The following is a 26,208-nucleotide window of genomic DNA, read 5'->3' as shown; positions in this document are numbered from 1 at the left end:
ATTCATCTTCAGCTGATTGATTCTCAAACCTATTTACTAAACTTATATCTCAGCCCCAGCAGATAACTTTGCCCGTACCGGTCGTCACGTATCAGCGTGCGCCCGTCGGATTCAATCTTCTCCAGGATCTTCTGGTTCTGAGGGTTGGTACCTTTTATAAATTGCTTGTTGGGGGTATTCAAAAGATTTCCGGCCCTGGCAATAAGACTAAGGCCTTTCTTAAGCCTCTTCTCCAGCGAAAAATCGAGCTGGACAACCCCCTCCTGCCACAAGTCGTTATCCAGATACTGCGAGACAGAAACTATCCTTGCCCCGGTATAAGCACCAGCAAGCTGCACATCCCAGCCCCGTTTTCCATCCTTGTATAACAGGGACAGGTTGCCTACGTGCTCCGACTGACCGTAGAGAGGACGTCGCTGATCAACGTTCTTCGGTGTAACGTTGCCGTTTTCATCCCGGTAGGTGAGGAACTTAGAGGTCGTTATTCTTGATCGCGTCCAGGTATAGTTTGCCCTTAGTCCGAACTTGTTAAAGTATTTTACGGCATCTATTTCTGCTCCGACATTATGAGCCCTCCCGAAATTTCCCGGCATAAAGTACGTATCCTGGCCTCGAATCGCATTGCGCTGAAGAGTGTACTCGATGGGATCCTTGATATTTTTATAAAACGCACCCAGCAATAGATGATCGGTAGCACCCGGGAAAAATTCGTAGCGCAGATCAAAGTTATCTGCAATAGCACGCCTGAGATCGGGGTTACCAATCTCCCTGTATTCCTCGTACACTGCGCCGGCTGGAACAATTTCGGAAAAGCCCGGCCGGTTAAGAGAGCGGAAATACGAGGCATGAAGCTGGTGCTTCTCGCCGATGTGATACTTTAATGTCAGTGAAGGCAATAAGTCTGTATAGATCTGCTTCCCGCCGGGGCGCTCTTCAGCTGCCTGAAAAAGGAGATCGTAGCCCTGATCAGTATGCTCAACACGGAGCCCTCCCACTGCCTCAAGGTTGCCTCCTACATATTTAAACATCCCGTAGCCCGCACTTGTCTTCTCCGAGGATCCATAGGTAAGCGAATTATTAACGGCACCTCCCGGATTCTGTACTACCCATTCAATCTCATTATACTTCTGAAAATCTGTCCCGAACAAGGCTGCAGAATTTAGCGGGTTCAACGAGTAGCTGTTGTAAAAATTACTTCTTTGCTTATCGCGATACAAGCCACCTGCTGACAGATCCAGCTTAGCCGATCCCAAGCTCAAAGAATAGGAAAAATCGAGGTACCCGGCTTTATCTTCGTCCGTATTCCGCTCCCATCTGCGCTTATTCTTGTTCAGGTTATCTACATAGGTACGGGACTGCATCCAATTCGTTTGAGTTCCATACAGATAAGCCAAAGTATTATCAGGAATGCTATTCCTGGCAGAGGAGTAAACAGCTGACCACTTCACCCTGAGTTTTTCGGCCAGCAGCCGATGCTCCCCGTGCAAGGTTCCGTTATAGATTTCCTGCCTTGTAAAACGACTCCGCGTTGAATAATTCAATATCGCACTCCCGCCTGGGGTATTGTAACCGTTCGAGTAGTCGGTATTGACAACATCTCTCACCTGATAGTTATCCAGATCAAGGAATACATTGTAAAAACTGAATTTATGGTTAGGATTAAGGACGTAATCGACCTTAGAATGCAAACCATACCGTGTCTGCTGCTCAGAAAACTGTCGTCTATCCTGACTGGTGATAACGGAAAACTGGTTATCGCTGAGAGAGGAATTGTAAAAAGTACTGTTACTGCCTCTGTAAGTATTCTGATAGCTGCCCGCTATGACCATTCCCAACTTACTATCAAGGAACCGTTGCCCGAGCGAAAGGCTGCCAATCACGTTAGGAGAAGGGTTTCCATACTTATAATCGAGAAGACCAGCTGGAAAATCAGCCGCCTGTGCGCGATAACCGCTGCCGTACATTTCATACGGCGATTTCATGCGAACAGCAGGATGGTCGTAGCTCATGAACTTCCGGTCCAGAAACAGCTGATTGTAGCCTCCTGAAATATTCGCGTTGATCTGTAAGCGATCCGGCGCGTCCTTCATCACCATGTTGATCACACCTCCAACAGCGTCTCCTTCCATATCCGGGGTAAGCGACTTATAAACCTCAAGCCTCTCCATCAAGTCGGACGGGAAGATATCAAGCGGAACATAACGGTACTGATTGTCGGGGCTCGGAATTTTCACCCCATTGACCAGGGTGTAATTATACCGCTTATCCATTCCCCTCAGAATGGCGTGCTGGGCATCGCCATTACTATTACGCTCAACCGTAATTCCAGAGACACGCTGAATCACATTAGCCACAGTAAGGTCGGGAGATATCTCAATTGCCCTTCCGGAGACTACGTTAACCATTTGCGCAGATTGCTGGATAAGCCGTGTGGCAGTACGATCAGAAGAACCGTCCTTTTTGCTTACGATCGAGACTTCCGTCAGGCTCTCGCGGATCGGTTCCAGATAGATCCTGACCGCTGGCGTTCCTTCCTTCAAAACCTCCTGTCTCCGCTCGTACAATTTATACGTGACATGGGAAACGCGCAGCATATACGTTCCCTTTTTTAATCCTTTTAACTCGAATGAGCCGTTAAGACCAGTGACCGTCATCTTGTCAGCGAGACGTACTGTTGCTCCTACGAGCGGCTCACCCGTTTCTTTGTCGTAGACATGTCCTTTAAAGGTGGTCGCCATCACAGTGGAAACACAACAGCAAAACATTACCAGAATTTGTATCAGTCGTTTCATACTAATTTTTCTACCGCAAATGTGTAAACACAGGAGCAGTTATCCCGAACAATGGCTGTTACAAAAAGGAAACAACGTTACATGCACCGTTAACAAGAGGGCAACAAGAACATACAAGAAACTAGCAGTCAATTTATTAGCATAATCAAAACACGCCATTACCATTTCATTAGCGTTACATTAAGAAATTATTAAGTCATAAAAGAGTCTGTGAGCGATGGAACCGAAACCCTCAGATGCGTTGAATGAATGAGGCGAGATTATCCCCTTGTTCAACGTTTAATTTCTTTCTAAGGCGATGTCGGGCCACGCGAAGGCTGTCCTGTGATATTCCAAGCAAGGTAGAAATATCACGGGAATCGAGATTGATCTTCAGAAGGGCAATAAGCCGCAGATCGGCAGCAGTGAGGTCGGCATTGTGTCTCTTCAAACTATCGAAGAAGCTTTGATGGACCTGCTCAAAAGCAGCGGTGAATTCTTTCCAGTGCTGGTCGTGATTAAAGCTTTGATTGATCTGCTGTATCAATTGCTGCATCTGCTTCTTCTGGTCGCGCTTCTCATCCTTAATCATCTCCTGCAGCGTATTCCTGAGGCTTTCAAGGAGCTGATTATTGCGAATAAGGTTTAAGGTGTGGGTAGAAAGCTCCTTTCCCTTCAGGTCTAGCTGATGCTTCAGGCTTTCCTCCTGCAGGCGCTTATTCTGGATCTCAAGCTCCATCAGTTCCTTCTGAGCCTCGTAAATTGACTCTTTCTGGCCTGCGAGGATACGCTGATCTCTGATCTTCAGACGCTGCCGGCTGAAGATCATAAAGGCCAATATCACCAGGAGAACGAGGACGGTTCCAACAGCGAGGGCAATAATACGGTTCGTCTTTCGGATGGCGTTCAAATGTACAATCTCTTCACTCTTTTTATTCATATCATACAGGACCTGAAGGAACGCTGTCTGATTGATCGATTCTCTTGAGTATACGTCGAGCGAATAGCGCCTGCTTAGTTCAAGATAATGATAGGCGCTGTCGAGCTGGTTCATTAATTGATACGCCTTCCCAAGATCGCGACAAGCGGAAGCGAGCTGGTACATATTACCAGTTTGCGTAGCTAGAGTAAAAGCCCTTTTTGAAAGGCCGATACTCTCTTTGTACTTCCCGGTTTTCCTGAGGATATCCCCGAGATTATTGACCACCTCAATGCTCCCGCTCTCATTACGATCCTTCTGATACAGCTGCAGGGAGGTGTGAAAACAAACATAAGCAGAGTCATACTTTCCGAGATCTTCATATATACTCCCGAGATTCTCGTAAATCCTCGCCTTCCCTGTTTTATTACCGAGCCCCCGATAACAGTTAAGCGCCTGATTTTGGTAATAAAACGCGCTGTCATATCTTTTGTACTTCTCATAAAGGCGACCAATATTCCCAAGGACCACAGCCTGTCCCTTCCTATCTTGCTTTTCACGATAAAGAGTAAGCGCCTTATTAAACAAAGTCCGGGCCTTTAGGGGTTGCTTGTTGAAATAGTAGAGTTCCCCCATCTCATTGAGATTACCGGCTAGCAGGTCCGCGGCTTTAAGATCGTCAAAGAGCTTGTCGGCATTGAGATAGAAATCGAGGGCCTGAGCGTAATGGCCCTGATTGAAGCAGATCTGCCCCATCTGCTGCAGTGTGATGCCCGCCCCTCGCATATCATTCTTTTGAACGGCCTCTGCGTGCTCTCTTTTAAGCAAAAGCAAGACAGAATCAGGATGGCCCTGACTTTGCTGGGATGCGCGACCTGCAGCAGCCGGCTGTCCTAAAGCGAACGGTCCATTGCAACAAAACCAAAGAAAAGCCCATAACCACACGATAGTGGAACGGACGACCCTGCAAATACTTTCCATTAGAATCTGTTGTACCCCTTTTTATTCATCAGCAAATCAACAGATTTAATATTTACTTAATGTTAAGATAAAAGGAATGAGACCAGCAAACTACTTTAACAACCTTTCTATTTCTTTTCTTGCTTTCGAACCAGCCTCAGCCGCTCCCAGATCTATGGATTCGTACGCTATGCCGCTACTCTTATTGGCGGGATGTCTGTGCAGCCGGTGTGGAGCAGCAAAACAAGGAAACATAAAGAAGCGAGGTCCGCTTTATATCCATGACAGTTGTTTCAGCTTAATGAGGCATGTAAAGTCTTAAAAATTGGCAATTACACCTCGCAGGCAACCTTTACAAACTTATTTCTATAGTCAATGGGTGTAAGGCCCGTTATCTTTCTAAAAATGTCTCTGAATGCTTTGGTGTCGGTATAACCTACGTGGTACATCACTTCAGTGACGTTCTTTCTTGAGGCTTCAAAAAACTTCTTCGCCGCTTCAATTCTTACCCGCTGGATGTACTCAACCGGCGTGTTGGTTGTCGCATCCTTAAACCTCCTCTCAAAAGTTCTGCGACCGACATTTATCAGGTTCGTGAGATCTTCTATAGCGATTTTGCCTTCGTAATTTTCTTCTATATACTCCTGTACCCTCTGAATGTCTGCATCGCCGTGGTTTTTCTGTCCCTTGAAAATGGCAAACTGAGATTGACTGCCTCTGCCGATATCCAGAGCAAAATATTTTGAAATCATCACAGCCGTCTCTCTGTCCGAAAATTTTTCTACCAGATACAAGATCAAATTCCACAAACTACTTGCACCGCCACTACTGTAAATATTATCGTGTTCGGTGATAACCGCACCATCTTCAACCTCTACGAGCGGATATTTTTCTCTGAATTCGCTTACGTGTGCCCAATGCGTAGAACATTTTTTTCCATTTAACAATCCTGTTTCCGCCAGCAGGAAGGCGCCCACACATAGACTTGCTAGCCTCGTTCCCTTTAGATGGAGCTTTTTGAAATAAGGTATTGCTTCAGCATTCGCTTGAATTCCGGCCTCGGTGCTGCCAAAAATCGCGGGTATAATGAGCAGGTCTGTATGCGTGACGTCTTTCAGTAATCTGCTTGTTTTGATGGTGTATTCGCCATTGTTGGCGCTTACGTATTCGCTTAAGCCAACATATTCTACGTCAAAGACCGGCTTTTTATCAAACACGGTCAGGAATTCATTAGCCGTGTTAAAGGTTCTGAATGCAGGTGTAATAGCTTCTATTACTCCGCGCTGAGGGACGAAAACTGAAACTTGCATAAGAATTGGTCTTACCTAAAGATACGCATCCCTTGTCGTAATCCACCTCGAATTTGTCGTTTTTCTAATAGACCGAGTTCGGTGTAGTGCGCCATCTTTGTAGTATAAACTTTAACCAGAGATACGCTCTATGGGAGAACAAATGAGCAGCAACCCATATGGAAAAAGAAATAGAATTAATCACATTTAACTCAAAAAGATGAAAAACAACACCGTGTCGTTGCATCGTATAATTAAGGTAAGTCCTGAAAAACTGTTCCGTGCATTTTCAGAGCCCGGTGCTCATTCCAACTGGATAGCGCCTTACGGCTTTATATGCGAGATACATCAAATGGATTTTAAGGTGGGCGGTAGGTTCAGAATGAGCTTTATTAATTTCAGCACAGGGAAGGGCCACTCATTTGGCGGGGAATATTTAGACATTAAACCAAATGAGTTTATCAAATACGGCGACAGGTTTGATGATCCTAATTTACCCGGCGAAATTAATACCTCTGTATGGCTTAACAAGGTTTCATGGAACAGGGACAAAAGTTGTGGAGAGAAGAGTAAAAGTAAGATATTAGCGTGCAGAAATTAGATAGATGCACGAGTCGTTTAAAGCCCTACTTCCCTTGATTATCCCTGAAGGGGTATCCGATTATTTCCAATTGACAGATCACAAAAAAGACACTACCGGGATTCATATTTACCTGGAAGAGATCAACTCCATTCCGGTAGAATATAAGACCAACAAGTTACTCTCAAAAGGCTTCTTTGATGAAGTGATTCTGCAGGACTTTCCCATACGGGGACAGGAAGTGTAATCTTCCCTAAAAACAGCTACGGAAATAAATGTAGTAGTTTTATAAATTTAGGGTAATGAAAAAATCAACTTTCACAGAAGCACAAATCATTAAGATCCTGTCTTTACAGGAGTCCGGAAGGAGCGTATCAGATATCTGCAGGGAGCATGGCATCAGTCAGGGAACGTATTACAATTGGAAAAGCAAATATTCTGGAATGGATCTGTCCCAGCTTAAGCAGATGAAGGAGATGGAGAAAGAGCTTTCCCAGTATAAAAAGATCGTAGCCGAACAGGCGCTTCAAATAACGGTTTTAAAGGATGTGATCGAAAAAAAGCTCTAGGGCCTGCCGAAAAGCGGGAGCTTGTTGGATACGCCAGAGAAACGTATCGGATGAGCCTTCGGCAGGCCTGTATGCTGTTCATGATCAGCACATCAGTCTATTACTATAAAGCAAAGAGGAAAGACGACTCTGAGGTGATCGAGCAGCTATCCTTGCTGGCTGACCTTCACAAGACGTGGGGATTTTGGATGATGTTTCACCGTCTGAGGAAGTTACAGTATATGTGGAACCATAAGCGGGTATACCGCATCTATACAGCTATGCGACTGAATCTGCGTAGCAAAAGAAAGAAGCGGCTTCCCGCTCGTGTTAAGATGCCTTTAGTGTGTCCCATTGGTCCCAATATTACCTGGAGTCTGGACTTCATGCATGATACACTGGCTAATGGTAAGACCATCCGTACACTTAACGTGATTGACGATTTTAACCGGGAAGCTCTTTCCTAGATATTCCGACGAAAGTACACCAGCATTCCGCTGCAAAGTACACCACTTATTTCGGAGGTAAAAACACCTTAAACAAACAGTACAGTTACCGGAAGATTTAAGTAATTCAAACCTACTGATTTTTTCTTTTTCTTAAGGATTTTCCTGCAAGTGCGATTCTGTGTGCAGAAGCTGCCAATCTGTCCATAATTGCATCTGCAAGTGTTGGCTCTTCAATGAAGTTATACCAGTTGTCTACCGGTAATTGTGAGGTGATGATTGTTGCACCGCTTCCATACCGATCTTCAAGGATATCAAGCAAGGCGATCCTGGCATCGTTGGTGAGTCCTTTTAGGCCAAAGTCGTCCAGGATCAATAAGCGGTGTGCAGCGATGCTCTTGATCCACTTCAAATAGGTACCATCTAACCTTGCTTGAGCCAGAGCGTCCAGGAACTTATTCATACTGAAGTATAATGTTTTGTAGCCAAGCAAGCAGGCGCTGCGCCCTAAAGCGCAGGCCAGAAAGCTTTTACCACAACCGGTAGCTCCGGTAATAAGTACATTTTCACCCTTCTCTATAAACATACCGTCCGAAAGGCGAAGTACCTGCTCCCTGTTGATCCCTCTTTCAGGTGTACAAAGGATGTCCTCGGGTAATGCATGATAGCGGAGCTTGCTGGATTTGAGATATTTCTGGGTACGGGTATGTTCCCGATATTCTACTTCTGCCTGAACCATCATGGCAAGTAAAGCATGAGTGTCCTGTAGTTCGTGTACGGGCAAGCTGAGCGCTGCTTCATAACGTTTGGCCATACCGTTGAGTTTGAGCGTTTTTAGCTGTTCTACTGTGTTTTGTGTATTCATCATGTTTTATATATGTTACTATTCAGATTCCATGTAAGCCTCTGCTCCGCGCAGATTATCATGGAGGGGGATCTGGTAAGCAGCCGGCGAGGCCTCTTCCAAAAGATCCATATTGTTCTCCAGAATGTTTTTCACGGCTGTATAGGTGAACTTATACCCCTTTAAAGCCCGCTTGCAAGCTGCCTCAGTGCGGTGATGTCCATAGGTTGCAGCCAGTCTTAACAAGCCCTGACAGGACGTATAGGCCTGATCAATAATTAGTTTACTCTCCATAACCTTCTGAAAATACACCTTGGTAGAGGGGCCGCATTCTGCTGCTTTTTTAAGGTAATAGTCCGGATCCCATCCTCCCTGTACTTTCACCTGACGATGAGCATCAGGCATATGTTCTCTCAGGGTTGTATAACCGTGTTTTTTAAAGTTGCGGGTATGAACAGCGATGCGGCTTGCCTGATCGTAGATTTCTACAGTATCCTGGCAATAGCTGATACGCACTTCTTTGCCGATATAACGATAAGGCACGCTGTAGAAGTGCCAGTCTTCTCCCACCACTACATGATAGTTCTTTTGCACTTTGGCTCTGGTATAATGGCGGATGACATAGGGCAAAGCAGGTAGTGGCTGTAAGAACTCCTTTTCTTGCTCGAATAGTTCCTGGCGACTAAAAGCTTTTCGTTGAAAGTTCAGGCTATGGTGATCGTTCAACTTCTCTTTGATGGCCCGATTAAGTGCCTGGATACTGTGAAAGGTCTCATTGCGAAGATGTGCGTATATACGTTGATAAACAATTTTAACCGTATTTTCCACCGAGGGCTTATCGGTAGGTTTATAGGGTCTGGCTGCCAGCAGGGCAATGTGATTGTGATTGGCCCATTGCTCCAGCATCTGGGTGAACACCGGTTCATAACGGTTGCTTTTAGCTACCCATTGCTTCATATTATCGGACTTAGCTGCCAGCGGAACGCCGCTAAAGTATTCCAGGGCATGATTCAGGGCTGACACAACCTGAGGAAGCTTAGCATCTCTGAGGGCCTCAACGTAACTATAGCTGCTAAATGGGAGTACCGCAACAAATACCGGACACTTGATCACTTCTCCGCTTGAGAGATCAACATAATGAAGTTCATCTCCGGCAAAATCAACCTGAAGCATTTTTCCTGGCTGGTGATCAAAATGCATCACCGCACTATTGATCTTAATGTGTTCTTGAAGAAGCTCACAGAATCTCGAATACTGGAAGCCCTCGGGATATTCACTGATGTACTCCTGCCAAAGTAATAAACGGGTAACACCGGTTCTTTTTAATTCACTTCTAAAGTACTCCCTCAGGCTGTTGAAGTGAATTTTTCTGGGGTCAGTATCCTCCGGTAGGACTGTCTTTGCTAAGCCCAGATAGCCTTCCAGATCCTCATCATTGAAGGTCAACAGCTCTTTAGGGCTAAAGCCTGTCTGGCGAAACTTTTCCAGGTAGGAGGCTACCGTACGCCGGTTAATCTTAACTTCCTTTTCAATGGTGCGCTGAGAAGCACCTCGATCCAGGAAAAGTAGTATCTGTCTAATCTTATGCATGCCTAGAAGCTTATTTGCCATATGGATATTACGGTTCGAATGGTGCCAGCCAATTCGGTCAGATGATGCCAGCTCTTACGGTTCAAATGATGCCATTATAGTTTGATTTGACCATTACCATTACGGTTCGTTTTGTGCCACTTTAATAGATCAAGGAACTACCTTGCCGCTTTATATATACAGCGACATGGCCAATCTACTTGATCCGATGGATTTGAAACAAATAATTACATTACATCTTGATGGTACCAGCAACCGCAGGATAGGCTCTATATTAGGAATCTCCCGGAATACGGTTAACACCTATATGCAGATGTTTGAAGCAAGCGGCATCCCGCTGGAAGAGCTCTTAGTCTTTGAGAATGCTGATTTATCCGAGTTGTTTTCCTCACATACCACCGTTGATACAAAACGGCATAACGAACTTATGTTGTATTTTGAAGGGGTCAACAAAGCCCGGAACCATCCGGGGTTCACTTCTTTGCACCACTATCAGCAATACGTAGAGCAGGCCCGGGAACCTTACAGTTATACCCAATTCCTTGAGCATTACCGTCGTAAATATCCTAAGGAGAAGGGCTCCATGAAACTTGATCATGTAGCCGGTGAAGAGATGTTCATCGATTTCGCCGGAAAGAAGCTGCATGTAATTAATAAGCAAACAGGAGAGCTTATTGCCGTGGAAGTATTTGTGGCCATTCTTCCCTGCAGTCAGTACACCTACGTTCGGGCCTGTATGAGCCAAAAACGGAATGACCTGATTTCGTGCTGTAACCAGGCCCTGCGTTTCTATGGCGGAGCCCCCAGGGCTATTATATCGGACAACCTAAAGTCAGCCGTTAACCGGGCGAGTAAATATGAAGCGGATATCAACCGGAGCTTCAAAGACTTTGCCCGGCACTACAACTGTGTAATCAATCCTACACGCGGGTACTCACCTCAGGATAAAGCATTGGTTGAGAATGCGGTACATCTGGTTTATCAACGGATCTATTATCCATTACGGGAGATGACCTTCTTCTCGCTGGAAGATCTCAACAAAGAGATCGCTATACTTCTGAAGAGTTACAACAACCTTCTGTTCAAGCGAAAGGAATCCAGCCGTATCGAACTCTTCCAGAGTATTGAGCGGCAATATCTCAAAGAACTGCCTGCCCAGCCCTATGAACTGAAGGACTATAAAAGAGCTAAAGTCCAGAAAATGGGATATGTTTACTTTTCGCCGGATAACAGCTACTATAGTGTTCCCCACCGGTATATCGGAAAGAAGACCTCGATCCATTATACCCAAAGTAGGGTCGAAGTATTCTATAATCAGGAAAGGATTGCCCTGCACCAGCGTAATCAGACCAGAGGAAGCTATAACACCAACAAAGATCACTTGAGCAGCACGCATCGGTTTTACTCAGACTGGAGCCCGGAGTTTTTCAGGAAGAAAGCAGCGTTACATGGGGAGCATGTACTAACGTGTGTGGAAAAGATAGTGACATCGCAGGATTACCCGGAGATTGGCTACAAGCGGGCCCTGGGTGTCATCCAGTTATACCGGGCCTATGGCTCCCAGAGGCTCAACGATGCCTGCAAAAGGGCTTTGGATATGGATGCCTGCTCGTACAGCCGCATAAAAAACATCCTTAAAAACAATATGGATAAGGTACCCCTGTCTGGCCAGGAGCCGCGACAGGCTGAACCTCATATCCCTTTTCACAGCAATATTCGCGGAGCCTCCGCTTATCAGTAACAATAAAAGACAGAACAATGAACAATCAGACAATTGACAAATTACGGAGCATGCGCCTGGGTGCCATGGCCCGGTTACATCTCCAGCACGTGGAGCAAAACAGGCTTGATGGAATGACTTGCGATGAATATCTGGCCCTGCTGACCGATCATCAGTGGGAAGATCGGGAAAACAATAAGACTGAGCGGCTATTGAAACAAGCCGCCTTTAGGCAGAATGCCAATCTTACTGACATCAACTACTCGGCAGAGAGGAATCTGGACAGAAATATGTTCGCCCGGCTTGCTACACTTGATTTTATATCACGAAAAGAGAATATCATTATCTGCGGCGCTTCCGGCACAGGCAAGAGTTACCTATCGCAAGCGCTGGGGCACCAGGCCTGTCTTTCAGGAATAAAAACAATGTACACCGTTACAGCCAGACTCTTTAAGAAGCTAAAATTGAGCAAAGTCGATGGAACTTACCTTAAGGAGTTGGAAAAACTGACGAAAATGGACCTGCTGATTCTTGATGACTTTGGCCTTCAGGCTTTTGACAATCAGGACAGGGAAACGCTGATGGATATTATCGATGACCGGCATGGAAAAAAGTCAACCGTTATATCCTCTCAAATACCCGTTTCCGGGTGGTACGAAATTATTGGTGGAGAAGGCACTATTGCTGATGCCATCCTTGATCGTGCCGTCAACTCCTCACATAGGATCGACCTTAAAGGTCATTCTCTAAGAAAAGGAATACTAAAACAGGAATAATACTCACTTTTTTATATAATTGTGCGATCTTTTAAAGTGGCACGGTTTGACCGAAATAACTGGCACTGTCCCTCCGAAATACCCACCATATGTGCGTTTAGTCGAATTGCTAAACCTATACATTGGCTGTTAAACTCCCGGAACTGGTGTACTTTCCAGCGGAATAATTGGTGTAGTTTGTGTCGGAATGTCAGCCGATAAAAGCCGTAGCTTTTACCTTATCTGGAACAGTATCCAACAATCGCTACCCCTAACCGCATGGATTGACTGGTGTACTTTGCAGCGGAATTAGTGGTGTACTATCGAGCGGAAGAGTGGTGCACTTTGCAGCGGAATATCCATTTCCATTGCTGTAGATACCGGACTCCCGGCCCAAAGGGTCATACGCGAGCTGGAACAGTTAATCGAGTGGAGAGGCAAGCCTGAAAAGATCCGATCTGACAATGGGCCCGAGTTTGTGGCTGGCATTTTAAGCCAGTGGTGTCAGGGCCAGGGGATTGAGTGGGAATATATCCAGCCAGGAAAGCCCACCCAAAACAGTCTGGTCGAGCGCTTTAACAGAACCTTTCGCGTATCCGCCCGACGAACCCATCTTTTGGGACTCGATTAGTTTCTTATAATTCTGCGGATAGAGGTCACGAATGTTCTTATGGTTAATGGTCATGACGTTTTGCAGGGCGTGTTTCAACCACTGCAGCGGATTCACCTCATGCTTTTTGCAGATGGCGAAAAAGGAATAGATCATCCCTGCTCTGGCAGCTGCATCATGGCTTCCTGCAAAGAGGTAGTTCTTGCGACCCAGAGAGATGGGCCTCAGTGCATTCTCGATTTGGTTATTGTCAATCAACAAGCTTCCGTCCTGCAGATAGGCGCTTAGCTTATCCCAACGCTCCATGGCATAGCGCATAGCCTTCCCGATCTGGCTTTTGGGTAAGGTATTCTTTACCTCATGAAAGATCCATTTTCCCAGTTCATTGATCACCGGAAGAGATTCTTCCAGGCGAAGCGCTTTGATTTGCTGGGCACTCAGTCCTTCCTCTTTTGCCTTTCGCTCTACTGCATATAAAGCCTGGATAAGCGACAAGGCTTTGGTTGCCCTGGTTTTATCATTATCCAGTGCCCGTTCAAACTCTCTTCTGGCATGAGCCCAGCAGGCTACCGGTGTTACTTCTGTCCGCTGTCCTATCTTTTGGTAGACGGCGTACCCGTCACTCTGGAGGTATCCTCTAAAGTGTTTCAGCATCTCCGTAGTGGCTGCCGCACCCCGGGTAGGCTGATAGTCCATCAGCACCAATCCATCCAAAGGACTATGGTAGACCCAATACCAGCCCATATGGGCAGCACCTTTCTTTTCGCTTTCCAATACTTTGATCGAGGTCTCATCGACCTGTAAATACCCTTTGGCTTTGATATCAAACCTGAGTTGCTGGTAGAGTGGTTCCAGTCTTTCCAGCGCCTGTTTGACCCAGCCTTCAATGGTAGAGGAGGCTATGGGGATGTTTTCCCGGGCGAAGCGTTGCTTCTGTCGGTACAAAGGGAGATGGTCAACATACTTATCAGTAAGGATCATGGCCAGCAGCCCTGCTCCCGGAATCCCTTTATCAATGACTCGTTCGGGAAGTTCTCCGGTTTTTACTCCTTCTGTATTTTTAGCGACATATTTATAGCGAATGTAGCGGCGGATAAAGAAGCGGGCAGGCTCACATTCCAGTTCTTCGGTTATATCCTTTCCAATGCAGACCATATCCGTTAGATCACCCTCAGGGTGGATCTCAATTTCTTCTACCGGCAAGTGTGCAGGCAAGGCAGCACGGCCTTTATGCAAAGACTGCTTTTTGCGGGTATAGGTGATCTGTTCTTTGATTTCTTCCTCTTGAAAGGCTTCTTCTTCTGGGGGAGCTTCAAATGGCAATACCCCTTGTGCAGGGTCACCTTCAAAGCGTTCTCGCTTCTGGCCGAACTGCAGGCGCTCTAAAAGATCGACACGGGCTTTGAGGTAGGTGATTTCTTCTTCCTGTTTAATAGTTTTTGCTTCCAGGGAAGAAGCTGCTTTTTGATGGGTTTCTACGGCCTTTTGTTCTCGTCTCAAAAGAGCAATCAACTCCTCTTTTGAGAGGTATTCCAGTGCCGTATCCATGGCATGAAATTACACAAAAAAGGCTGTCATTGCAAGAAAAAAGCCACTTTTTATGCCTGGTAGCGGCGTAACTGGCGGCTCTTCTGAACCTGTATCCCTTCGATCATCAGCACCAGCTCGGCCCAGCTCAGATGCTCCTTTTTAGGAGTGGGGAAAGTGCCCTGCTCAAGCCGCTTATAGTAAAGAACGAAGCCGCCGTGTTCCCAGTGTAGAAGCTTTATATGGGTGCGCTGGCGGTTGAGAAAGACGAAGACTTCTCCTGAAGATACTTCTCTGTTTAGCTCGGAGGTGACCAGCCCGCAAAGGCCATCAAAACTTTTACGCATATCACAATGGCCCTGATAGAGGAAATATCGATGCGAGGAGTTCAGGCTGAACATTAATACAGATGAATGAGCTGAGAGATGGTCTTCAGATCTGAAGCAGGTACTTTGATGCGCACGCCGTTAGGGTAGCTAACCTCTACGGCCTCTACGGATCCGGCTACGGGGACTAAGGGTAGAAATCCTTTCTTCTTTTCTGACTCTTTGCTACGGGATACCCAATAGGCAAAGGTGGCCACTTTCATTCCTAATTGCCGGCTAAACTCTTTTTGGGTAAGCCCGCTCTCGCGCCAGCGGGCCACTTCTGCCTTCATTCTTTCTCTTTGATCCATTACTTTATCTTTATCGTGCAGGCAAAGTAAGGCCATTAAGAATTGAAGGTCAAGATGGGTTCGTCGGGCGGGTACCCTTTCGCCAGGATGTACTGGACAGTTACATGTTTGATAGTTTGGCTGAAATCAGGAAGTATGCCCAGGCTTGGGCATGGATGTATAATAACGTGCGACCACATTCGTCCCTTGGTCACCTCACTCCAGTGGAGTTCCTGTTGAAATATGGAAAACTCTCCGAGTTTCCCACATTACAACAGGATAATAACAATAGTAATTTCCATTGGGATTCTTTAGTTTTGAATGTAGCTAGCTAGGGGAAGATTACACCTCACTCCAGTGGAGTTCCTGTTGAAATATGGAAAACTCTCCGAGTTTCCCACATTACAACAGGATAATAACAATAGTAATTTCCACTGGGATTCTTTAGTTTTGAATGTAGCTAGCTAGGGGAAGATTACAAAGTACAAACTTTGAATTTAGCACTTTAGCCCCGCTTTTGGCAATACCTTGTTGTGCGTTCGTACATTTTATGTTAGTCTTTCTATAACTGTTGTTTTGTAATCCAAACTGTCAATATCATACTTATTTATAGCAAACTGATTGTTGTTTAGATATTTCTCAATAAATGGCAAGTCCGGTGCATAATGGAAACGTCCTGCCACTTTTAATGAGCGTAAAATATTCATATATGTTTTAGCGTATTCAATGTAGTTTCCGTCTAGTCTCAAATTATGATGTCGAAAGTGATTTGAAAACCCCAAATTACTTATTATTGTTCCCCATTGTTTTACTCCATAAGTGTATTCTAACCAATCAGTCGTTATTAAATGTGATGAAGAGAATGTAAATCTATCAATTCCAACCGCTACTATATCCTTGCTTTTGAGGTAATTTACAAGAATACTTTCTTTTCCACATCCAATATCTAAAACGGGTTGAGTTATATTCGCAATATCTATCTTTAAAATGTTGATTTGTAATTCAGGGGCATATTGAGAGCAAGTAATAGGGTTGATGTGATGGTCTGAATTTTCGTATACCTTTTTTGCAAAAGGGTTGCTTTCTATTAGAAATTGTTTTAGTCTTTCGTAATGAATCTTTGAAATCTTCTCAATTGAATCTGATTTTGTCTCAATATTTTCTACCAAAATTCTATAGATTTCTTTTAGTTTTTGCTTCGTTTTTGAGTCAAATGAGTAATATTGATTTATTCTACAAAACTTCTCTATAGCTTTGTCAGTAGAATAATCTATAAGTAGCTGTTTAGAAGCAGTGTCCAAGCTATTTAAGGATAAAACAAATTTGACTGTTTCGTTAGAAAACTGAAAAATATCAAGGTTGTCAAGAAAAATATTCTTTCCTTGGTTAAACTCTATTTGTCTGTCAATTATTTTTGTAAAGTTATTCATCTGTTCCGATGGTTTCATAGTATGACGCACAACGTTTTGGGGCTTTGCGATGGTGGGGCAATCGAAGCACAAATCTTCAATTTTGCACAAAAGTCGAACCGAAGAACAACTGTTAAACTTTGCAGTTTCGCCCCACTATTGCAAAACCTTTGTTAGCAGAAGGGCTATTTTTGTTTGCTTATGAATTTCTTAATATAAGTATCGAAATCAGGAAGCGAGTTGTCTTCATATACTTTTACAAATTGCGAGAATTGGATAAATCCATATTTATAAGGGTCTTGTCCAAATTCACTATAATGTTCTGTAAAATATTTTTTCACATCTTCATTTTCGGGAATTGGATTCTTCATTTTGAGAAGAGCCTTTTTCGCATATTCATAACACTCTGTCAATTCCTTTTCTTTGCCTATTTTTCTCCAATACAACATTCCGATAATGTTTGCGGTATATTCATTATCATACTCATTTTCTGCACGGTTTTCAACTGCAAACTGTAGGGCGTGTCCCAATTCGTGAGGAACGTAAAATCCATTAAAAAATAATCCGAACATTTTTTCACCTTGTTCTATTCCGCTTGCGATATCTATAAAGAAATCTTTATACCATTGTGGACTAAGATTCCAAATAGATAAATTGACTGTGTTTTGTTCGGGTGAGTAATACGGTCCCCATAAATTATATTTTGATCTCGGATCTTTTAAATCAACTTTTTTGTCAATTTTAGATATTTTTTTCTGAAGATCTTCGGTCAGTCTGTTACCATCTTTTATTATCAATGTTGAATCAGTATAAACTTCAAACCATTTATTTTGTGCAGAACTGTAATTGCACAAAAACACTAATGTTAAAAGGGAAAATGTTGTTTTCATAGTTTGATTTTTTTGACACTTTTTTGGAAAGCCTTTCTGCTAACGATTAAGTATTTGCGAAGGCAGGGAATTCATTGATTGTCCAGCCAGGTACAAATGCTCAGTTGAAAATATATTGTTGAAGTTAAGAACTAAAGCTGAATATAGAACCTCGAGCCCGAACCGCTGCTGATGCTTGTACATAGCTGATGTTACATTGTCCAGCCCTGCTTTTGCAAATACTTTTGTTGTGTGCTGTGTTGTCGTTTTACTTGTTCCAAATCACTTCTTTAATATCGGGGTCACCATGCAAGTTATTTACCAATTCTGCTAAGTCACTTTTAGTAATCTCTTCAAACGAAAATAGAATGGTGTAATCTTCGTCTGTTTTGTCTGTTAAAAAAGAAGAAATTTTCAGGTTATTATTTTGTAAAATTTCGGTTAGGACTTGCAATAATTTATTTCTGTTCGATGCCGTTATTTTTAGTCTCTTTGACTTAAACCGTTCGGCAAACCTTCTTTCATGGATATTCCGCTGCAAAGTGCACCACTCTTCCGCTCGATAGTACACCACTAATTCCGCTGCAAAGTACACCAGTCAATCCATGCGGTTAGGGGTAGCGATTGTTGGATACTGTTCCAGATAAGGTAAAAGCTACGGCTTTTATCGGCTGACATTCCGACACAAACTACACCAATTATTCCGCTGGAAAGTACACCAGTTCCGGGAGTTTAACAGCCAATGTATAGGTTTAGCAATTCGACTAAACGCACATATGGCAAATAAGCTTCTAGGCATGCATAAGATTAGACAGATACTACTTTTCCTGGATCGAGGTGCTTCTCAGCGCACCATTGAAAAGGAAGTTAAGATTAACCGGCGTACGGTAGCCTCCTACCTGGAAAAGTTTCGCCAGACAGGCTTTAGCCCTAAAGAGCTGTTGACCTTCAATGATGAGGATCTGGAAGGCTATCTGGGCTTAGCAAAGACAGTCCTACCGGAGGATACTGACCCCAGAAAAATTCACTTCAACAGCCTGAGGGAGTACTTTAGAAGTGAATTAAAAAGAACCGGTGTTACCCGTTTATTACTTTGGCAGGAGTACATCAGTGAATATCCCGAGGGCTTCCAGTATTCGAGATTCTGTGAGCTTCTTCAAGAACACATTAAGATCAATAGTGCGGTGATGCATTTTGATCACCAGCCAGGAAAAATGCTTCAGGTTGATTTTGCCGGAGATGAACTTCATTATGTTGATCTCTCAAGCGGAGAAGTGATCAAGTGTCCGGTATTTGTTGCGGTACTCCCATTTAGCAGCTATAGTTACGTTGAGGCCCTCAGAGATGCTAAGCTTCCTCAGGTTGTGTCAGCCCTGAATCATGCCCTGGAATACTTTAGCGGCGTTCCGCTGGCAGCTAAGTCCGATAATATGAAGCAATGGGTAGCTAAAAGCAACCGTTATGAACCGGTGTTCACCCAGATGCTGGAGCAATGGGCCAATCACAATCACATTGCCCTGCTGGCAGCCAGACCCTATAAACCTACCGATAAGCCCTCGGTGGAAAATACGGTTAAAATTGTTTATCAACGTATATACGCACATCTTCGCAATGAGACCTTTCACAGTATCCAGGCACTTAATCGGGCCATCAAAGAGAAGTTGAACGATCACCATAGCCTGAACTTTCAACGAAAAGCTTTTAGTCGCCAGGAACTATTCGAGCAAGAAAAGGAGTTCTTACAGCCACTACCTGCTTTGCCCTATGTCATCCGCCATTATACCAGAGCCAAAGTGCAAAAGAACTACCATGTAGTGGTGGGAGAAGACTGGCACTTCTACAGCGTGCCTTATCGTTATATCGGCAAAGAAGTGCGTATCAGCTATTGCCAGGATACTGTAGAAATCTACGATCAGGCAAGCCGCATCGCTGTTCATACCCGCAACTTTAAAAAACACGGTTATACAACCCTGAGAGAACATATGCCTGATGCTCATCGTCAGGTGAAAGTACAGGGAGGATGGGATCCGGACTATTACCTTAAAAAAGCAGCAGAATGCGGCCCCTCTACCAAGGTGTATTTTCAGAAGGTTATGGAGAGTAAACTAATTATTGATCAGGCCTATACGTCCTGTCAGGGCTTGTTAAGACTGGCTGCAACCTATGGACATCACCGCACTGAGGCAGCTTGCAAGCGGGCTTTAAAGGGGTATAAGTTCACCTATACAGCCGTGAAAAACATTCTGGAGAACAATATGGATCTTTTGGAAGAGGCCTCGCCGGCTGCTTACCAGATCCCCCTCCATGATAATCTGCGCGGAGCAGAGGCTTACATGGAATCTGAATAGTAACATATATAAAACATGATGAATACACAAAACACAGTAGAACAGCTAAAAACGCTCAAACTCAACGGTATGGCCAAACGTTATGAAGCAGCGCTCAGCTTGCCCGTACACGAACTACAGGACACTCATGCTTTACTTGCCATGATGGTTCAGGCAGAAGTAGAATATCGGGAACATACCCGTACCCAGAAATATCTCAAATCCAGCAAGCTCCGCTATCATGCATTACCCGAGGACATCCTTTGTACACCTGAAAGAGGGATCAACAGGGAGCAGGTACTTCGCCTTTCGGACGGTATGTTTATAGAGAAGGGTGAAAATGTACTTATTACCGGAGCTACCGGTTGTGGTAAAAGCTTTCTGGCCTGCGCTTTAGGGCGCAGCGCCTGCTTGCTTGGCTACAAAACATTATACTTCAGTATGAATAAGTTCCTGGACGCTCTGGCTCAAGCAAGGTTAGATGGTACCTATTTGAAGTGGATCAAGAGCATCGCTGCACACCGCTTATTGATCCTGGACGACTTTGGCCTAAAAGGACTCACCAACGATGCCAGGATCGCCTTGCTTGATATCCTTGAAGATCGGTATGGAAGCGGTGCAACAATCATCACCTCACAATTACCGGTAGACAACTGGTATAACTTCATTGAAGAGCCAACACTTGCAGATGCAATTATGGACAGATTGGCAGCTTCTGCACACAGAATCGCACTTGCAGGAAAATCCTTAAGAAAAAGAAAAAATCAGTAGGTTTGAATTACTTAAATCTTCCGGTAACTGTACTGTTTGTTTAAGGTGTTTTTACCTCCGAAATAAGTGGTGTACTTTGCAGCGGAATGCTGGTGTACTTTCGTCGGAATATCTATTTCAAAAGGTTGTAAGATAAAAAGAATAATAATAGCTAAAGTGGTGGCAATAGAAGCGGCAAAATACATACCTCCTCCTGTTGCCAATCCAATGGCAGCAACAGTCCATAAACCTGCTGCTGTTGTTAGTCCCCGAACAATACCTTGTCTAAGGAATAAAATAGTTCCTGCGCCGATAAAACCAATGCCGCTAATAACCTGCGCTGCAATTCTTGATGGGTCGAGTACAACGTTTTTTGTCCCGAGAACATCCATAAATCCGTAAGCAGATACCATCATTGTCAGTGCCGAACCTACACACACGAGCATATGTGTTCGTAGCCCCGCTGCCCAGTTCTTTCTTTCTCGTTCCAGTCCGATGATGGCTCCAAACAAAGCAGCTAACGACAACCGAATTACTATTTCGCTCCATTCAATCATTTTACGAGGTTTATTTCATAGCACACAACGGTTTGGGTATTGCCGAAGGCGGGGAAATTAATGCACAAATATTGAGTACAGCACCGCAGTTAGCAAAACCATTTTTTATTTACTTTTTTCAAAGCAAATAAAAAATGGTTTTTGCGGAATTGAAGTACAAAAGTTCGGGTTTGCACTTCAGCCCCGATTTTGGCAATACCGTGTTAGCGGTTCGTTGTTATTTATTCGGATATTATTAAATAATAATTGTCTAAATCTCTCAAAATAAATTGACTTTTAAGTGAATTTTCATTGTAATGTATTTCTTTTTCAATGTTTGCATTAATTTTTCTTGCGTTTGCAAACGTTTCATTCAAGTTGCCAACTCTAAAAAATAGAATTAACCCATTTCCAGTTTCCATTTCTGGATTTAGCATTGTTGGGTGTTCGTGTTCTCCCCATTTATGCAAACATAAAATCACATTGCTTGCACTTGTCAAAATTTCAAAAGTTTCCCCTCCGTGTTCACTTTTACAATCCAATAAGTCTTGATAAAATTTTGAACTTTTCGGTATATCTTTTACTGCTATTATTGTTTCAGCTCTTACCATTGTTTTTGTTCTTTGTTTTTACAAGGTCTTTCTACAATGACCGCTAACGTTTTCGGGCTTTGCGTTCGGGCGGGTTTCGGAGCACAAAGTTTATGTTTATTACTAAAGTTTATTAGAAGCACAAAACTCCAAGTTTGCACGTCAGCCCGCCTGACGCAAAACCCGTGTTAGCGGTTCGGCATTTTTATTTTGTCAAGTGTTTTGTCATTTTATAGTTTGTCATACTTACATTCTTTACTTGGACAGTTTGTTCTCTCAAAACGTTGAAGTCATTTTTTTCAAAAAACGGTCTTGCAGTTATACTTACGTCAGAAGTTAAAGTCGTTTGTTTTAGTCGTTTTGCTTCAGTTTCAATTTCGTCAAGTAGTCGCTGTGCAATTCCCTGTCGTTGGTGGTCTTTGTGAACGTAAAAAAGGTCAATATAATTTCCGCTATCAAGTGTCGCAAAGCCAACAATTTTGTCTGCGTGTTGAGCGACTAAGACAAATTGTTTTGTAAGAATGTCGTCCCAACGTTGTTTGTTGTGAACACCCGATATCCACGCTAAAATTTGGTCACTGTCGTAGTCAGTTTTGCAAATTGCCGTTATGGTATCCACAAACAGTTTTTGCATTTCTTTCAAGTCCTCAAGTTGTCCTTTTCTATTTACAAAATCGTTTGTCATTTCTGTTAATTTTCGGGTCGTCCGCTGCTGACCGCTAACGGTTGGCGGCTTTGCGAAGAAGCGGATTTCGGAGCTCAAAACTTTCAACATAGCACAAAAGTTGATGCGAGGTAGAATGTTCAATTAACCACTTCACCCGCTTTTTTGCAAAACCGCTGTTAGCGGGTCGTTGTTCTAGTTTATTTGTTTTTCGCAATTCTAAATCCAAGGTCGTCAATTTTAAATTTTAATGGGTGACTTCTTCTGCGTGTCGTTGCCATTACACTCCTTTCTATGTCACAAAATCCGCCACCACGAAAAATGCGGTAAGAACCATAAACTTCTGTGTCGTATAGGTCAGAACACCATTCCCACACGTTTCCCAACATATCATAAAGTCCCCACGCATTTGGTGTCTTTTGTCCAACGTTATGGGTTTTATTTTCCGAATTGTCTTTGTACCAAGCAATGTCATTAAGTTCTCCATATCTTATTCCTGTTGTGCCTGCTTTACAAGCATATTCCCATTCTGCTTCTGTAGGCAAACGAAAACCGTTCGCTGTTTTTTCAAAGATTATTTCTTCGTTTTTATCTTGGATTAAATAGCAAGGTGTCAGGTTAAATTGAGCAGAGATTTTATTGCAAAAAATTACTGCTTCTTTAAAAGTTATGGTTTCTACAGGAAGTAAATCTCCTTTAAAAGTGCTTGGATTTTCATTGGTTATTTCAAAATATATGTCTTGCGTAATAGGAAACTTGTAAAGCAAAAAAGGTTCAATTTCTACAGCCCATTTTTCTTTTGTTCTGTCATCACGTAATTCAATCCTTCCTTTCGGTATTTCAACCATTTGGACGAGAATATTTGAAGTCATCTTTATGCTGTTCAAATTCATTAGGCTGAAAGTATTTTTAATGCTTCTGTTGTTGAATTAATAAAGTTGATATGTCTGCCTTTGTTGCTTTCATATATGAAGTCAGTTAAACTTTTGCTTGTGTATTTAGAGAAGTCGCCAACTATAGCCAAGCGAACTCGATATGTCGAGAATTTTTGAAGAATTTCTCCTGCAATTCCGGTTTTTAGGTCAAAAAAGTTTGGTGTAATATTTTTTTCATTTAGAACAATTCTGTCAAAGCCTTGATAGTATAAGTTTCCTAATAAGTCCAACCCATCTTGAGATGTGGTAATGATTGTCTCGTCCGAAGTTATTTCGGCTATTTTTATGTCGTTTATATTGTGAGTTTCAATCTTCATTTTTCGTTTTACTTTTCCTTGTCGGTGTCCTTTACAATGACCGCTAACAACGTTTCTCAGCTATACGCAGGCAGGGCATTTTACCACTGAACTTCCTACGAAGAACTGAACTTCAAATTTACCACTTTCCTGTCCTACGAAGCACAAAACCCCTGCTTGCGTATAGGTGATGTTATGCCTTCGCCCTTCTTTTCTGTCGTGTTTGTTTGTTGTCATTTTGTGTCTGTCTTGGTGCGTTGGCTTGGTGGCTCTTTTGCAAAACTTGGCTTGCGGGTTGGCTTGAGCGGTTTTGCAAATGTGCCACCAAAGTACCCGCCCGACGAACCCATCTTGACCTTCAATTCTTAATGGCCTTACTTTGCCTGCACGATAAAGATAAAGTAATGGATCAAAGAGAAAGAATGAAGGCAGAAGTGGCCCGCTGGCGCGAGAGCGGGCTTACCCAAAAAGAGTTTAGCCGGCAATTAGGAATGAAAGTGGCCACCTTTGCCTATTGGGTATCCCGTAGCAAAGAGTCAGAAAAGAAGAAAGGATTTCTACCCTTAGTCCCCGTAGCCGGATCCGTAGAGGCCGTAGAGGTTAGCTACCCTAACGGCGTGCGCATCAAAGTACCTGCTTCAGATCTGAAGACCATCTCTCAGCTCATTCATCTGTATTAATGTTCAGCCTGAACTCCTCGCATCGATATTTCCTCTATCAGGGCCATTGTGATATGCGTAAAAGTTTTGATGGCCTTTGCGGGCTGGTCACCTCCGAGCTAAACAGAGAAGTATCTTCAGGAGAAGTCTTCGTCTTTCTCAACCGCCAGCGCACCCATATAAAGCTTCTACACTGGGAACACGGCGGCTTCGTTCTTTACTATAAGCGGCTTGAGCAGGGCACTTTCCCCACTCCTAAAAAGGAGCATCTGAGCTGGGCCGAGCTGGTGCTGATGATCGAAGGGATACAGGTTCAGAAGAGCCGCCAGTTACGCCGCTACCAGGCATAAAAAGTGGCTTTTTTCTTGCAATGACAGCCTTTTTTGTGTAATTTCATGCCATGGATACGGCACTGGAATACCTCTCAAAAGAGGAGTTGATTGCTCTTTTGAGACGAGAACAAAAGGCCGTAGAAACCCATCAAAAAGCAGCTTCTTCCCTGGAAGCAAAAACTATTAAACAGGAAGAAGAAATCACCTACCTCAAAGCCCGTGTCGATCTTTTAGAGCGCCTGCAGTTCGGCCAGAAGCGAGAACGCTTTGAAGGTGACCCTGCACAAGGGGTATTGCCATTTGAAGCTCCCCCAGAAGAAGAAGCCTTTCAAGAGGAAGAAATCAAAGAACAGATCACCTATACCCGCAAAAAGCAGTCTTTGCATAAAGGCCGTGCTGCCTTGCCTGCACACTTGCCGGTAGAAGAAATTGAGATCCACCCTGAGGGTGATCTAACGGATATGGTCTGCATTGGAAAGGATATAACCGAAGAACTGGAATGTGAGCCTGCCCGCTTCTTTATCCGCCGCTACATTCGCTATAAATATGTCGCTAAAAATACAGAAGGAGTAAAAACCGGAGAACTTCCCGAACGAGTCATTGATAAAGGGATTCCGGGAGCAGGGCTGCTGGCCATGATCCTTACTGATAAGTATGTTGACCATCTCCCTTTGTACCGACAGAAGCAACGCTTCGCCCGGGAAAACATCCCCATAGCCTCCTCTACCATTGAAGGCTGGGTCAAACAGGCGCTGGAAAGACTGGAACCACTCTACCAGCAACTCAGGTTTGATATCAAAGCCAAAGGGTATTTACAGGTCGATGAGACCTCGATCAAAGTATTGGAAAGCGAAAAGAAAGGTGCTGCCCATATGGGCTGGTATTGGGTCTACCATAGTCCTTTGGATGGATTGGTGCTGATGGACTATCAGCCTACCCGGGGTGCGGCAGCCACTACGGAGATGCTGAAACACTTTAGAGGATACCTCCAGAGTGACGGGTACGCCGTCTACCAAAAGATAGGACAGCGGACAGAAGTAACACCGGTAGCCTGCTGGGCTCATGCCAGAAGAGAGTTTGAACGGGCACTGGATAATGATAAAACCAGGGCAACCAAAGCCTTGTCGCTTATCCAGGCTTTATATGCAGTAGAGCGAAAGGCAAAAGAGGAAGGACTGAGTGCCCAGCAAATCAAAGCGCTTCGCCTGGAAGAATCTCTTCCGGTGATCAATGAACTGGGAAAATGGATCTTTCATGAGGTAAAGAATACCTTACCCAAAAGCCAGATCGGGAAGGCTATGCGCTATGCCATGGAGCGTTGGGATAAGCTAAGCGCCTATCTGCAGGACGGAAGCTTGTTGATTGACAATAACCAAATCGAGAATGCACTGAGGCCCATCTCTCTGGGTCGCAAGAACTACCTCTTTGCAGGAAGCCATGATGCAGCTGCCAGAGCAGGGATGATCTATTCCTTTTTCGCCATCTGCAAAAAGCATGAGGTGAATCCGCTGCAGTGGTTGAAACACGCCCTGCAAAACGTCATGACCATTAACCATAAGAACATTCGTGACCTCTATCCGCAGAATTATAAGAAACTAATCGAGTCCCAAAAGATGGGTTCGTCGGG

At 44.0% G+C, this 26,208-nt stretch carries 27 protein-coding genes and 2 pseudogenes; 13 read left to right on the top strand and 16 right to left on the bottom strand.

Going from position 1 to position 26,208, the window contains the following annotated elements; genetic code table 11:
- Positions 1-29: 29 nt before the first annotated feature.
- The 3 genes from ACES2C_RS08335 to ACES2C_RS08325 all read right to left on the bottom strand — a co-directional run bounded on the left by ACES2C_RS08335 (position 30) and on the right by ACES2C_RS08325 (position 5,960).
- Positions 30-2,792 (bottom strand): TonB-dependent receptor domain-containing protein, encoded by a 2,763-nt coding sequence (locus ACES2C_RS08335; protein ID WP_374166495.1) that lies wholly within the window; start codon positions 2,790-2,792, stop codon positions 30-32.
- A gap of 232 nt (positions 2,793-3,024) precedes the next feature.
- Positions 3,025-4,671 (bottom strand): tetratricopeptide repeat protein, encoded by a 1,647-nt coding sequence (locus ACES2C_RS08330; RefSeq protein WP_374166494.1) that lies wholly within the window; start codon positions 4,669-4,671, stop codon positions 3,025-3,027.
- Between the two features lie 311 nt (positions 4,672-4,982).
- Entirely contained in the window at positions 4,983-5,960 is a 978-nt protein-coding gene (locus tag ACES2C_RS08325; protein WP_374166493.1) for a GlxA family transcriptional regulator, read from the bottom strand.
- Positions 5,961-6,159: 199 nt separating this feature from the next.
- On the opposite strand from ACES2C_RS08325, the gene ACES2C_RS08320 reads away from it, so the two are divergent.
- The 4 genes from ACES2C_RS08320 (at position 6,160) to ACES2C_RS08305 (ending at position 7,534) form a co-directional block, all read left to right on the top strand.
- Complete coding sequence (locus ACES2C_RS08320; protein WP_374166492.1) at positions 6,160-6,540, top strand: SRPBCC domain-containing protein; 381 nt, start codon at positions 6,160-6,162, stop codon at positions 6,538-6,540.
- A gap of 4 nt (positions 6,541-6,544) precedes the next feature.
- Positions 6,545-6,766 (top strand): hypothetical protein, encoded by a 222-nt coding sequence (locus ACES2C_RS08315; protein ID WP_374166491.1) that lies wholly within the window; start codon positions 6,545-6,547, stop codon positions 6,764-6,766.
- 55 nt (positions 6,767-6,821) lie between these two features.
- Positions 6,822-7,088: a transposase gene (locus ACES2C_RS08310; RefSeq protein WP_374166490.1), complete on the top strand. Its 267-nt coding sequence runs from the start codon at positions 6,822-6,824 to the stop codon at positions 7,086-7,088.
- A gap of 80 nt (positions 7,089-7,168) precedes the next feature.
- The gene (locus ACES2C_RS08305; protein WP_374166489.1) at positions 7,169-7,534 is read left to right on the top strand and encodes an IS3 family transposase; all 366 of its coding nucleotides are present in this window, start codon (positions 7,169-7,171) and stop codon (positions 7,532-7,534) included.
- Between the two features lie 112 nt (positions 7,535-7,646).
- Here the strand turns inward: ACES2C_RS08305 and istB (ACES2C_RS08300) are convergent, their stop codons facing one another.
- The gene (gene istB, locus ACES2C_RS08300) at positions 7,647-8,381 is read right to left on the bottom strand and encodes an IS21-like element helper ATPase IstB (RefSeq protein ID WP_374164030.1); all 735 of its coding nucleotides are present in this window, start codon (positions 8,379-8,381) and stop codon (positions 7,647-7,649) included.
- A 15-nt stretch (positions 8,382-8,396) separates the two neighbouring features.
- The gene (gene istA, locus ACES2C_RS08295) at positions 8,397-9,947 is read right to left on the bottom strand and encodes an IS21 family transposase (protein ID WP_374164031.1); all 1,551 of its coding nucleotides are present in this window, start codon (positions 9,945-9,947) and stop codon (positions 8,397-8,399) included.
- 187 nt (positions 9,948-10,134) lie between these two features.
- Here istA (ACES2C_RS08295) and istA (ACES2C_RS08290) point away from each other — a divergent pair, with 187 nt between their 5' ends.
- From istA (ACES2C_RS08290) to ACES2C_RS08280, 3 genes are all read left to right on the top strand, one after another.
- Positions 10,135-11,688 carry an IS21 family transposase gene (istA, locus tag ACES2C_RS08290; protein WP_374166488.1) on the top strand — a complete coding sequence of 518 codons (1,554 nt, stop codon included), beginning with the start codon at positions 10,135-10,137 and terminating at the stop codon, positions 11,686-11,688.
- A 17-nt stretch (positions 11,689-11,705) separates the two neighbouring features.
- Positions 11,706-12,443, top strand: coding sequence for an IS21-like element helper ATPase IstB (gene istB, locus ACES2C_RS08285; protein WP_374166487.1), 738 nt, complete (start codon positions 11,706-11,708; stop codon positions 12,441-12,443).
- 301 nt (positions 12,444-12,744) lie between these two features.
- Positions 12,745-13,053, top strand: coding sequence for a DDE-type integrase/transposase/recombinase (locus tag ACES2C_RS08280; protein ID WP_374166931.1), 309 nt, complete (start codon positions 12,745-12,747; stop codon positions 13,051-13,053).
- On the opposite strand, the pseudogene ACES2C_RS08275 reads toward ACES2C_RS08280, so the two are convergent.
- From ACES2C_RS08275 to ACES2C_RS08265, 3 genes and pseudogenes are all read right to left on the bottom strand, one after another.
- Positions 13,051-14,580, bottom strand: a pseudogene (locus ACES2C_RS08275) (IS66 family transposase); the annotation flags it as partial. The gene ACES2C_RS08280 and the pseudogene ACES2C_RS08275 overlap by 3 nt on opposite strands.
- A 50-nt stretch (positions 14,581-14,630) precedes the next feature.
- Positions 14,631-14,960, bottom strand: a complete 330-nt coding sequence (gene tnpB, locus ACES2C_RS08270) for an IS66 family insertion sequence element accessory protein TnpB (RefSeq protein ID WP_374163616.1) — start codon at positions 14,958-14,960, stop codon at positions 14,631-14,633.
- Positions 14,960-15,235: a helix-turn-helix domain-containing protein gene (locus ACES2C_RS08265; RefSeq protein ID WP_374163617.1), complete on the bottom strand. Its 276-nt coding sequence runs from the start codon at positions 15,233-15,235 to the stop codon at positions 14,960-14,962. Before ACES2C_RS08265 ends, tnpB (ACES2C_RS08270) begins: the two co-directional genes overlap by 1 nt.
- On the opposite strand from ACES2C_RS08265, the gene ACES2C_RS08260 reads away from it, so the two are divergent.
- Positions 15,208-15,549, top strand: coding sequence for an integrase core domain-containing protein (locus ACES2C_RS08260; protein ID WP_374166930.1), 342 nt, complete (start codon positions 15,208-15,210; stop codon positions 15,547-15,549). The genes ACES2C_RS08265 and ACES2C_RS08260 overlap by 28 nt on opposite strands.
- 213 nt (positions 15,550-15,762) lie before the next feature.
- Here ACES2C_RS08260 and ACES2C_RS08255 read toward each other — a convergent pair whose 3' ends face one another.
- The 3 genes from ACES2C_RS08255 to ACES2C_RS08245 form a co-directional block, all read right to left on the bottom strand.
- On the bottom strand, positions 15,763-16,662 hold the full coding sequence (locus ACES2C_RS08255) for a hypothetical protein (protein WP_374166486.1): 900 nt from the start codon (positions 16,660-16,662) through the stop codon (positions 15,763-15,765).
- A 146-nt stretch (positions 16,663-16,808) separates the two neighbouring features.
- On the bottom strand, positions 16,809-17,513 hold the full coding sequence (locus tag ACES2C_RS08250; protein WP_374166485.1) for a hypothetical protein: 705 nt from the start codon (positions 17,511-17,513) through the stop codon (positions 16,809-16,811).
- A 247-nt stretch (positions 17,514-17,760) separates the two neighbouring features.
- Positions 17,761-18,087, bottom strand: coding sequence for an ACT domain-containing protein (locus ACES2C_RS08245; protein ID WP_374166484.1), 327 nt, complete (start codon positions 18,085-18,087; stop codon positions 17,761-17,763).
- A gap of 202 nt (positions 18,088-18,289) precedes the next feature.
- Here ACES2C_RS08245 and istA (ACES2C_RS08240) point away from each other — a divergent pair, with 202 nt between their 5' ends.
- Both istA (ACES2C_RS08240) and istB (ACES2C_RS08235) read left to right on the top strand, forming a co-directional pair.
- Positions 18,290-19,840 (top strand): IS21 family transposase, encoded by a 1,551-nt coding sequence (gene istA, locus ACES2C_RS08240; protein ID WP_374164031.1) that lies wholly within the window; start codon positions 18,290-18,292, stop codon positions 19,838-19,840.
- A gap of 15 nt (positions 19,841-19,855) precedes the next feature.
- Positions 19,856-20,590, top strand: a complete 735-nt coding sequence (istB, locus tag ACES2C_RS08235) for an IS21-like element helper ATPase IstB (RefSeq protein WP_374164030.1) — start codon at positions 19,856-19,858, stop codon at positions 20,588-20,590.
- Positions 20,591-20,601: 11 nt separating this feature from the next.
- On the opposite strand, the gene ACES2C_RS08230 is transcribed toward istB (ACES2C_RS08235), so the two are convergent.
- From ACES2C_RS08230 to ACES2C_RS08210, 5 genes are all read right to left on the bottom strand, one after another.
- On the bottom strand, positions 20,602-21,126 hold the full coding sequence (locus ACES2C_RS08230; RefSeq protein WP_374166483.1) for an MgtC/SapB family protein: 525 nt from the start codon (positions 21,124-21,126) through the stop codon (positions 20,602-20,604).
- Between the two features lie 221 nt (positions 21,127-21,347).
- Complete coding sequence (locus ACES2C_RS08225) at positions 21,348-21,716, bottom strand: VOC family protein (RefSeq protein WP_374166482.1); 369 nt, start codon at positions 21,714-21,716, stop codon at positions 21,348-21,350.
- Between the two features lie 184 nt (positions 21,717-21,900).
- On the bottom strand, positions 21,901-22,470 hold the full coding sequence (locus ACES2C_RS08220) for a GNAT family N-acetyltransferase (protein ID WP_374166481.1): 570 nt from the start codon (positions 22,468-22,470) through the stop codon (positions 21,901-21,903).
- 89 nt (positions 22,471-22,559) lie between these two features.
- Positions 22,560-23,252 carry an SUMF1/EgtB/PvdO family nonheme iron enzyme gene (locus ACES2C_RS08215; RefSeq protein ID WP_154288543.1) on the bottom strand — a complete coding sequence of 231 codons (693 nt, stop codon included), beginning with the start codon at positions 23,250-23,252 and terminating at the stop codon, positions 22,560-22,562.
- On the bottom strand, positions 23,252-23,611 hold the full coding sequence (locus tag ACES2C_RS08210) for a DUF4180 domain-containing protein (RefSeq protein WP_149912884.1): 360 nt from the start codon (positions 23,609-23,611) through the stop codon (positions 23,252-23,254). Before ACES2C_RS08210 ends, ACES2C_RS08215 begins: the two co-directional genes overlap by 1 nt.
- A gap of 383 nt (positions 23,612-23,994) precedes the next feature.
- On the opposite strand from ACES2C_RS08210, the gene ACES2C_RS08205 reads away from it, so the two are divergent.
- The 3 genes and pseudogenes from ACES2C_RS08205 to ACES2C_RS08195 form a co-directional block, all read left to right on the top strand.
- Positions 23,995-24,270 (top strand): helix-turn-helix domain-containing protein, encoded by a 276-nt coding sequence (locus ACES2C_RS08205; RefSeq protein ID WP_374163617.1) that lies wholly within the window; start codon positions 23,995-23,997, stop codon positions 24,268-24,270.
- On the top strand, positions 24,270-24,599 hold the full coding sequence (gene tnpB, locus ACES2C_RS08200) for an IS66 family insertion sequence element accessory protein TnpB (RefSeq protein ID WP_374163616.1): 330 nt from the start codon (positions 24,270-24,272) through the stop codon (positions 24,597-24,599). The genes ACES2C_RS08205 and tnpB (ACES2C_RS08200) overlap by 1 nt, the downstream gene beginning before the upstream one ends.
- A gap of 50 nt (positions 24,600-24,649) precedes the next feature.
- Positions 24,650-26,179, top strand: a pseudogene (locus tag ACES2C_RS08195) (IS66 family transposase); the annotation flags it as partial.
- Between the last annotated feature and the right edge of the window lie 29 nt (positions 26,180-26,208).

It is taken from the genome of Arcticibacter sp. MXS-1 (assembly GCF_041902385.1).
Classification (GTDB): domain Bacteria; phylum Bacteroidota; class Bacteroidia; order Sphingobacteriales; family Sphingobacteriaceae; genus Arcticibacter.
Note: the sequence above shows the minus strand (reverse complement) of the source record. Positions and strands in the feature narration are given on the sequence as shown.

Bases quoted from the DNA above. Each gene is read 5' to 3' on its own strand.
- ACES2C_RS08310 (WP_374166490.1), top strand. From the start codon at position 6,822: ATGAAAAAATCAACTTTCACAGAAGCACAAATCATTAAGATCCTGTCT.
- ACES2C_RS08305 (WP_374166489.1), top strand. From the start codon at position 7,169: ATGATCAGCACATCAGTCTATTACTATAAAGCAAAGAGGAAAGACGAC.
- istB (WP_374166487.1), top strand. From the start codon at position 11,706: ATGAACAATCAGACAATTGACAAATTACGGAGCATGCGCCTGGGTGCC.
- ACES2C_RS08265 (WP_374163617.1), bottom strand. From the start codon at position 15,235: ATGGATCAAAGAGAAAGAATGAAGGCAGAAGTGGCCCGCTGGCGCGAG.
- ACES2C_RS08220 (WP_374166481.1), bottom strand. From the start codon at position 22,470: ATGTTGAAAGTTTTGAGCTCCGAAATCCGCTTCTTCGCAAAGCCGCCA.
- istA (WP_374164031.1), top strand. From the start codon at position 18,290: ATGCATAAGATTAGACAGATACTACTTTTCCTGGATCGAGGTGCTTCT.
- istB (WP_374164030.1), bottom strand. From the start codon at position 8,381: ATGATGAATACACAAAACACAGTAGAACAGCTAAAAACGCTCAAACTC.
- tnpB (WP_374163616.1), top strand. From the start codon at position 24,270: ATGTTCAGCCTGAACTCCTCGCATCGATATTTCCTCTATCAGGGCCAT.
- ACES2C_RS08255 (WP_374166486.1), bottom strand. From the start codon at position 16,662: ATGAAACCATCGGAACAGATGAATAACTTTACAAAAATAATTGACAGA.
- ACES2C_RS08330 (WP_374166494.1), bottom strand. From the start codon at position 4,671: ATGGAAAGTATTTGCAGGGTCGTCCGTTCCACTATCGTGTGGTTATGG.
- ACES2C_RS08250 (WP_374166485.1), bottom strand. From the start codon at position 17,513: ATGAAAACAACATTTTCCCTTTTAACATTAGTGTTTTTGTGCAATTAC.
- ACES2C_RS08225 (WP_374166482.1), bottom strand. From the start codon at position 21,716: ATGGTAAGAGCTGAAACAATAATAGCAGTAAAAGATATACCGAAAAGT.
- ACES2C_RS08215 (WP_154288543.1), bottom strand. From the start codon at position 23,252: ATGAATTTGAACAGCATAAAGATGACTTCAAATATTCTCGTCCAAATG.
- tnpB (WP_374163616.1), bottom strand. From the start codon at position 14,960: ATGTTCAGCCTGAACTCCTCGCATCGATATTTCCTCTATCAGGGCCAT.
- istB (WP_374164030.1), top strand. From the start codon at position 19,856: ATGATGAATACACAAAACACAGTAGAACAGCTAAAAACGCTCAAACTC.
- ACES2C_RS08325 (WP_374166493.1), bottom strand. From the start codon at position 5,960: ATGCAAGTTTCAGTTTTCGTCCCTCAGCGCGGAGTAATAGAAGCTATT.
- istA (WP_374164031.1), bottom strand. From the start codon at position 9,947: ATGCATAAGATTAGACAGATACTACTTTTCCTGGATCGAGGTGCTTCT.
- istA (WP_374166488.1), top strand. From the start codon at position 10,135: ATGGCCAATCTACTTGATCCGATGGATTTGAAACAAATAATTACATTA.
- ACES2C_RS08205 (WP_374163617.1), top strand. From the start codon at position 23,995: ATGGATCAAAGAGAAAGAATGAAGGCAGAAGTGGCCCGCTGGCGCGAG.
- ACES2C_RS08210 (WP_149912884.1), bottom strand. From the start codon at position 23,611: ATGAAGATTGAAACTCACAATATAAACGACATAAAAATAGCCGAAATA.
- ACES2C_RS08230 (WP_374166483.1), bottom strand. From the start codon at position 21,126: ATGATTGAATGGAGCGAAATAGTAATTCGGTTGTCGTTAGCTGCTTTG.
- ACES2C_RS08315 (WP_374166491.1), top strand. From the start codon at position 6,545: ATGCACGAGTCGTTTAAAGCCCTACTTCCCTTGATTATCCCTGAAGGG.
- ACES2C_RS08320 (WP_374166492.1), top strand. From the start codon at position 6,160: ATGAAAAACAACACCGTGTCGTTGCATCGTATAATTAAGGTAAGTCCT.
- ACES2C_RS08335 (WP_374166495.1), bottom strand. From the start codon at position 2,792: ATGAAACGACTGATACAAATTCTGGTAATGTTTTGCTGTTGTGTTTCC.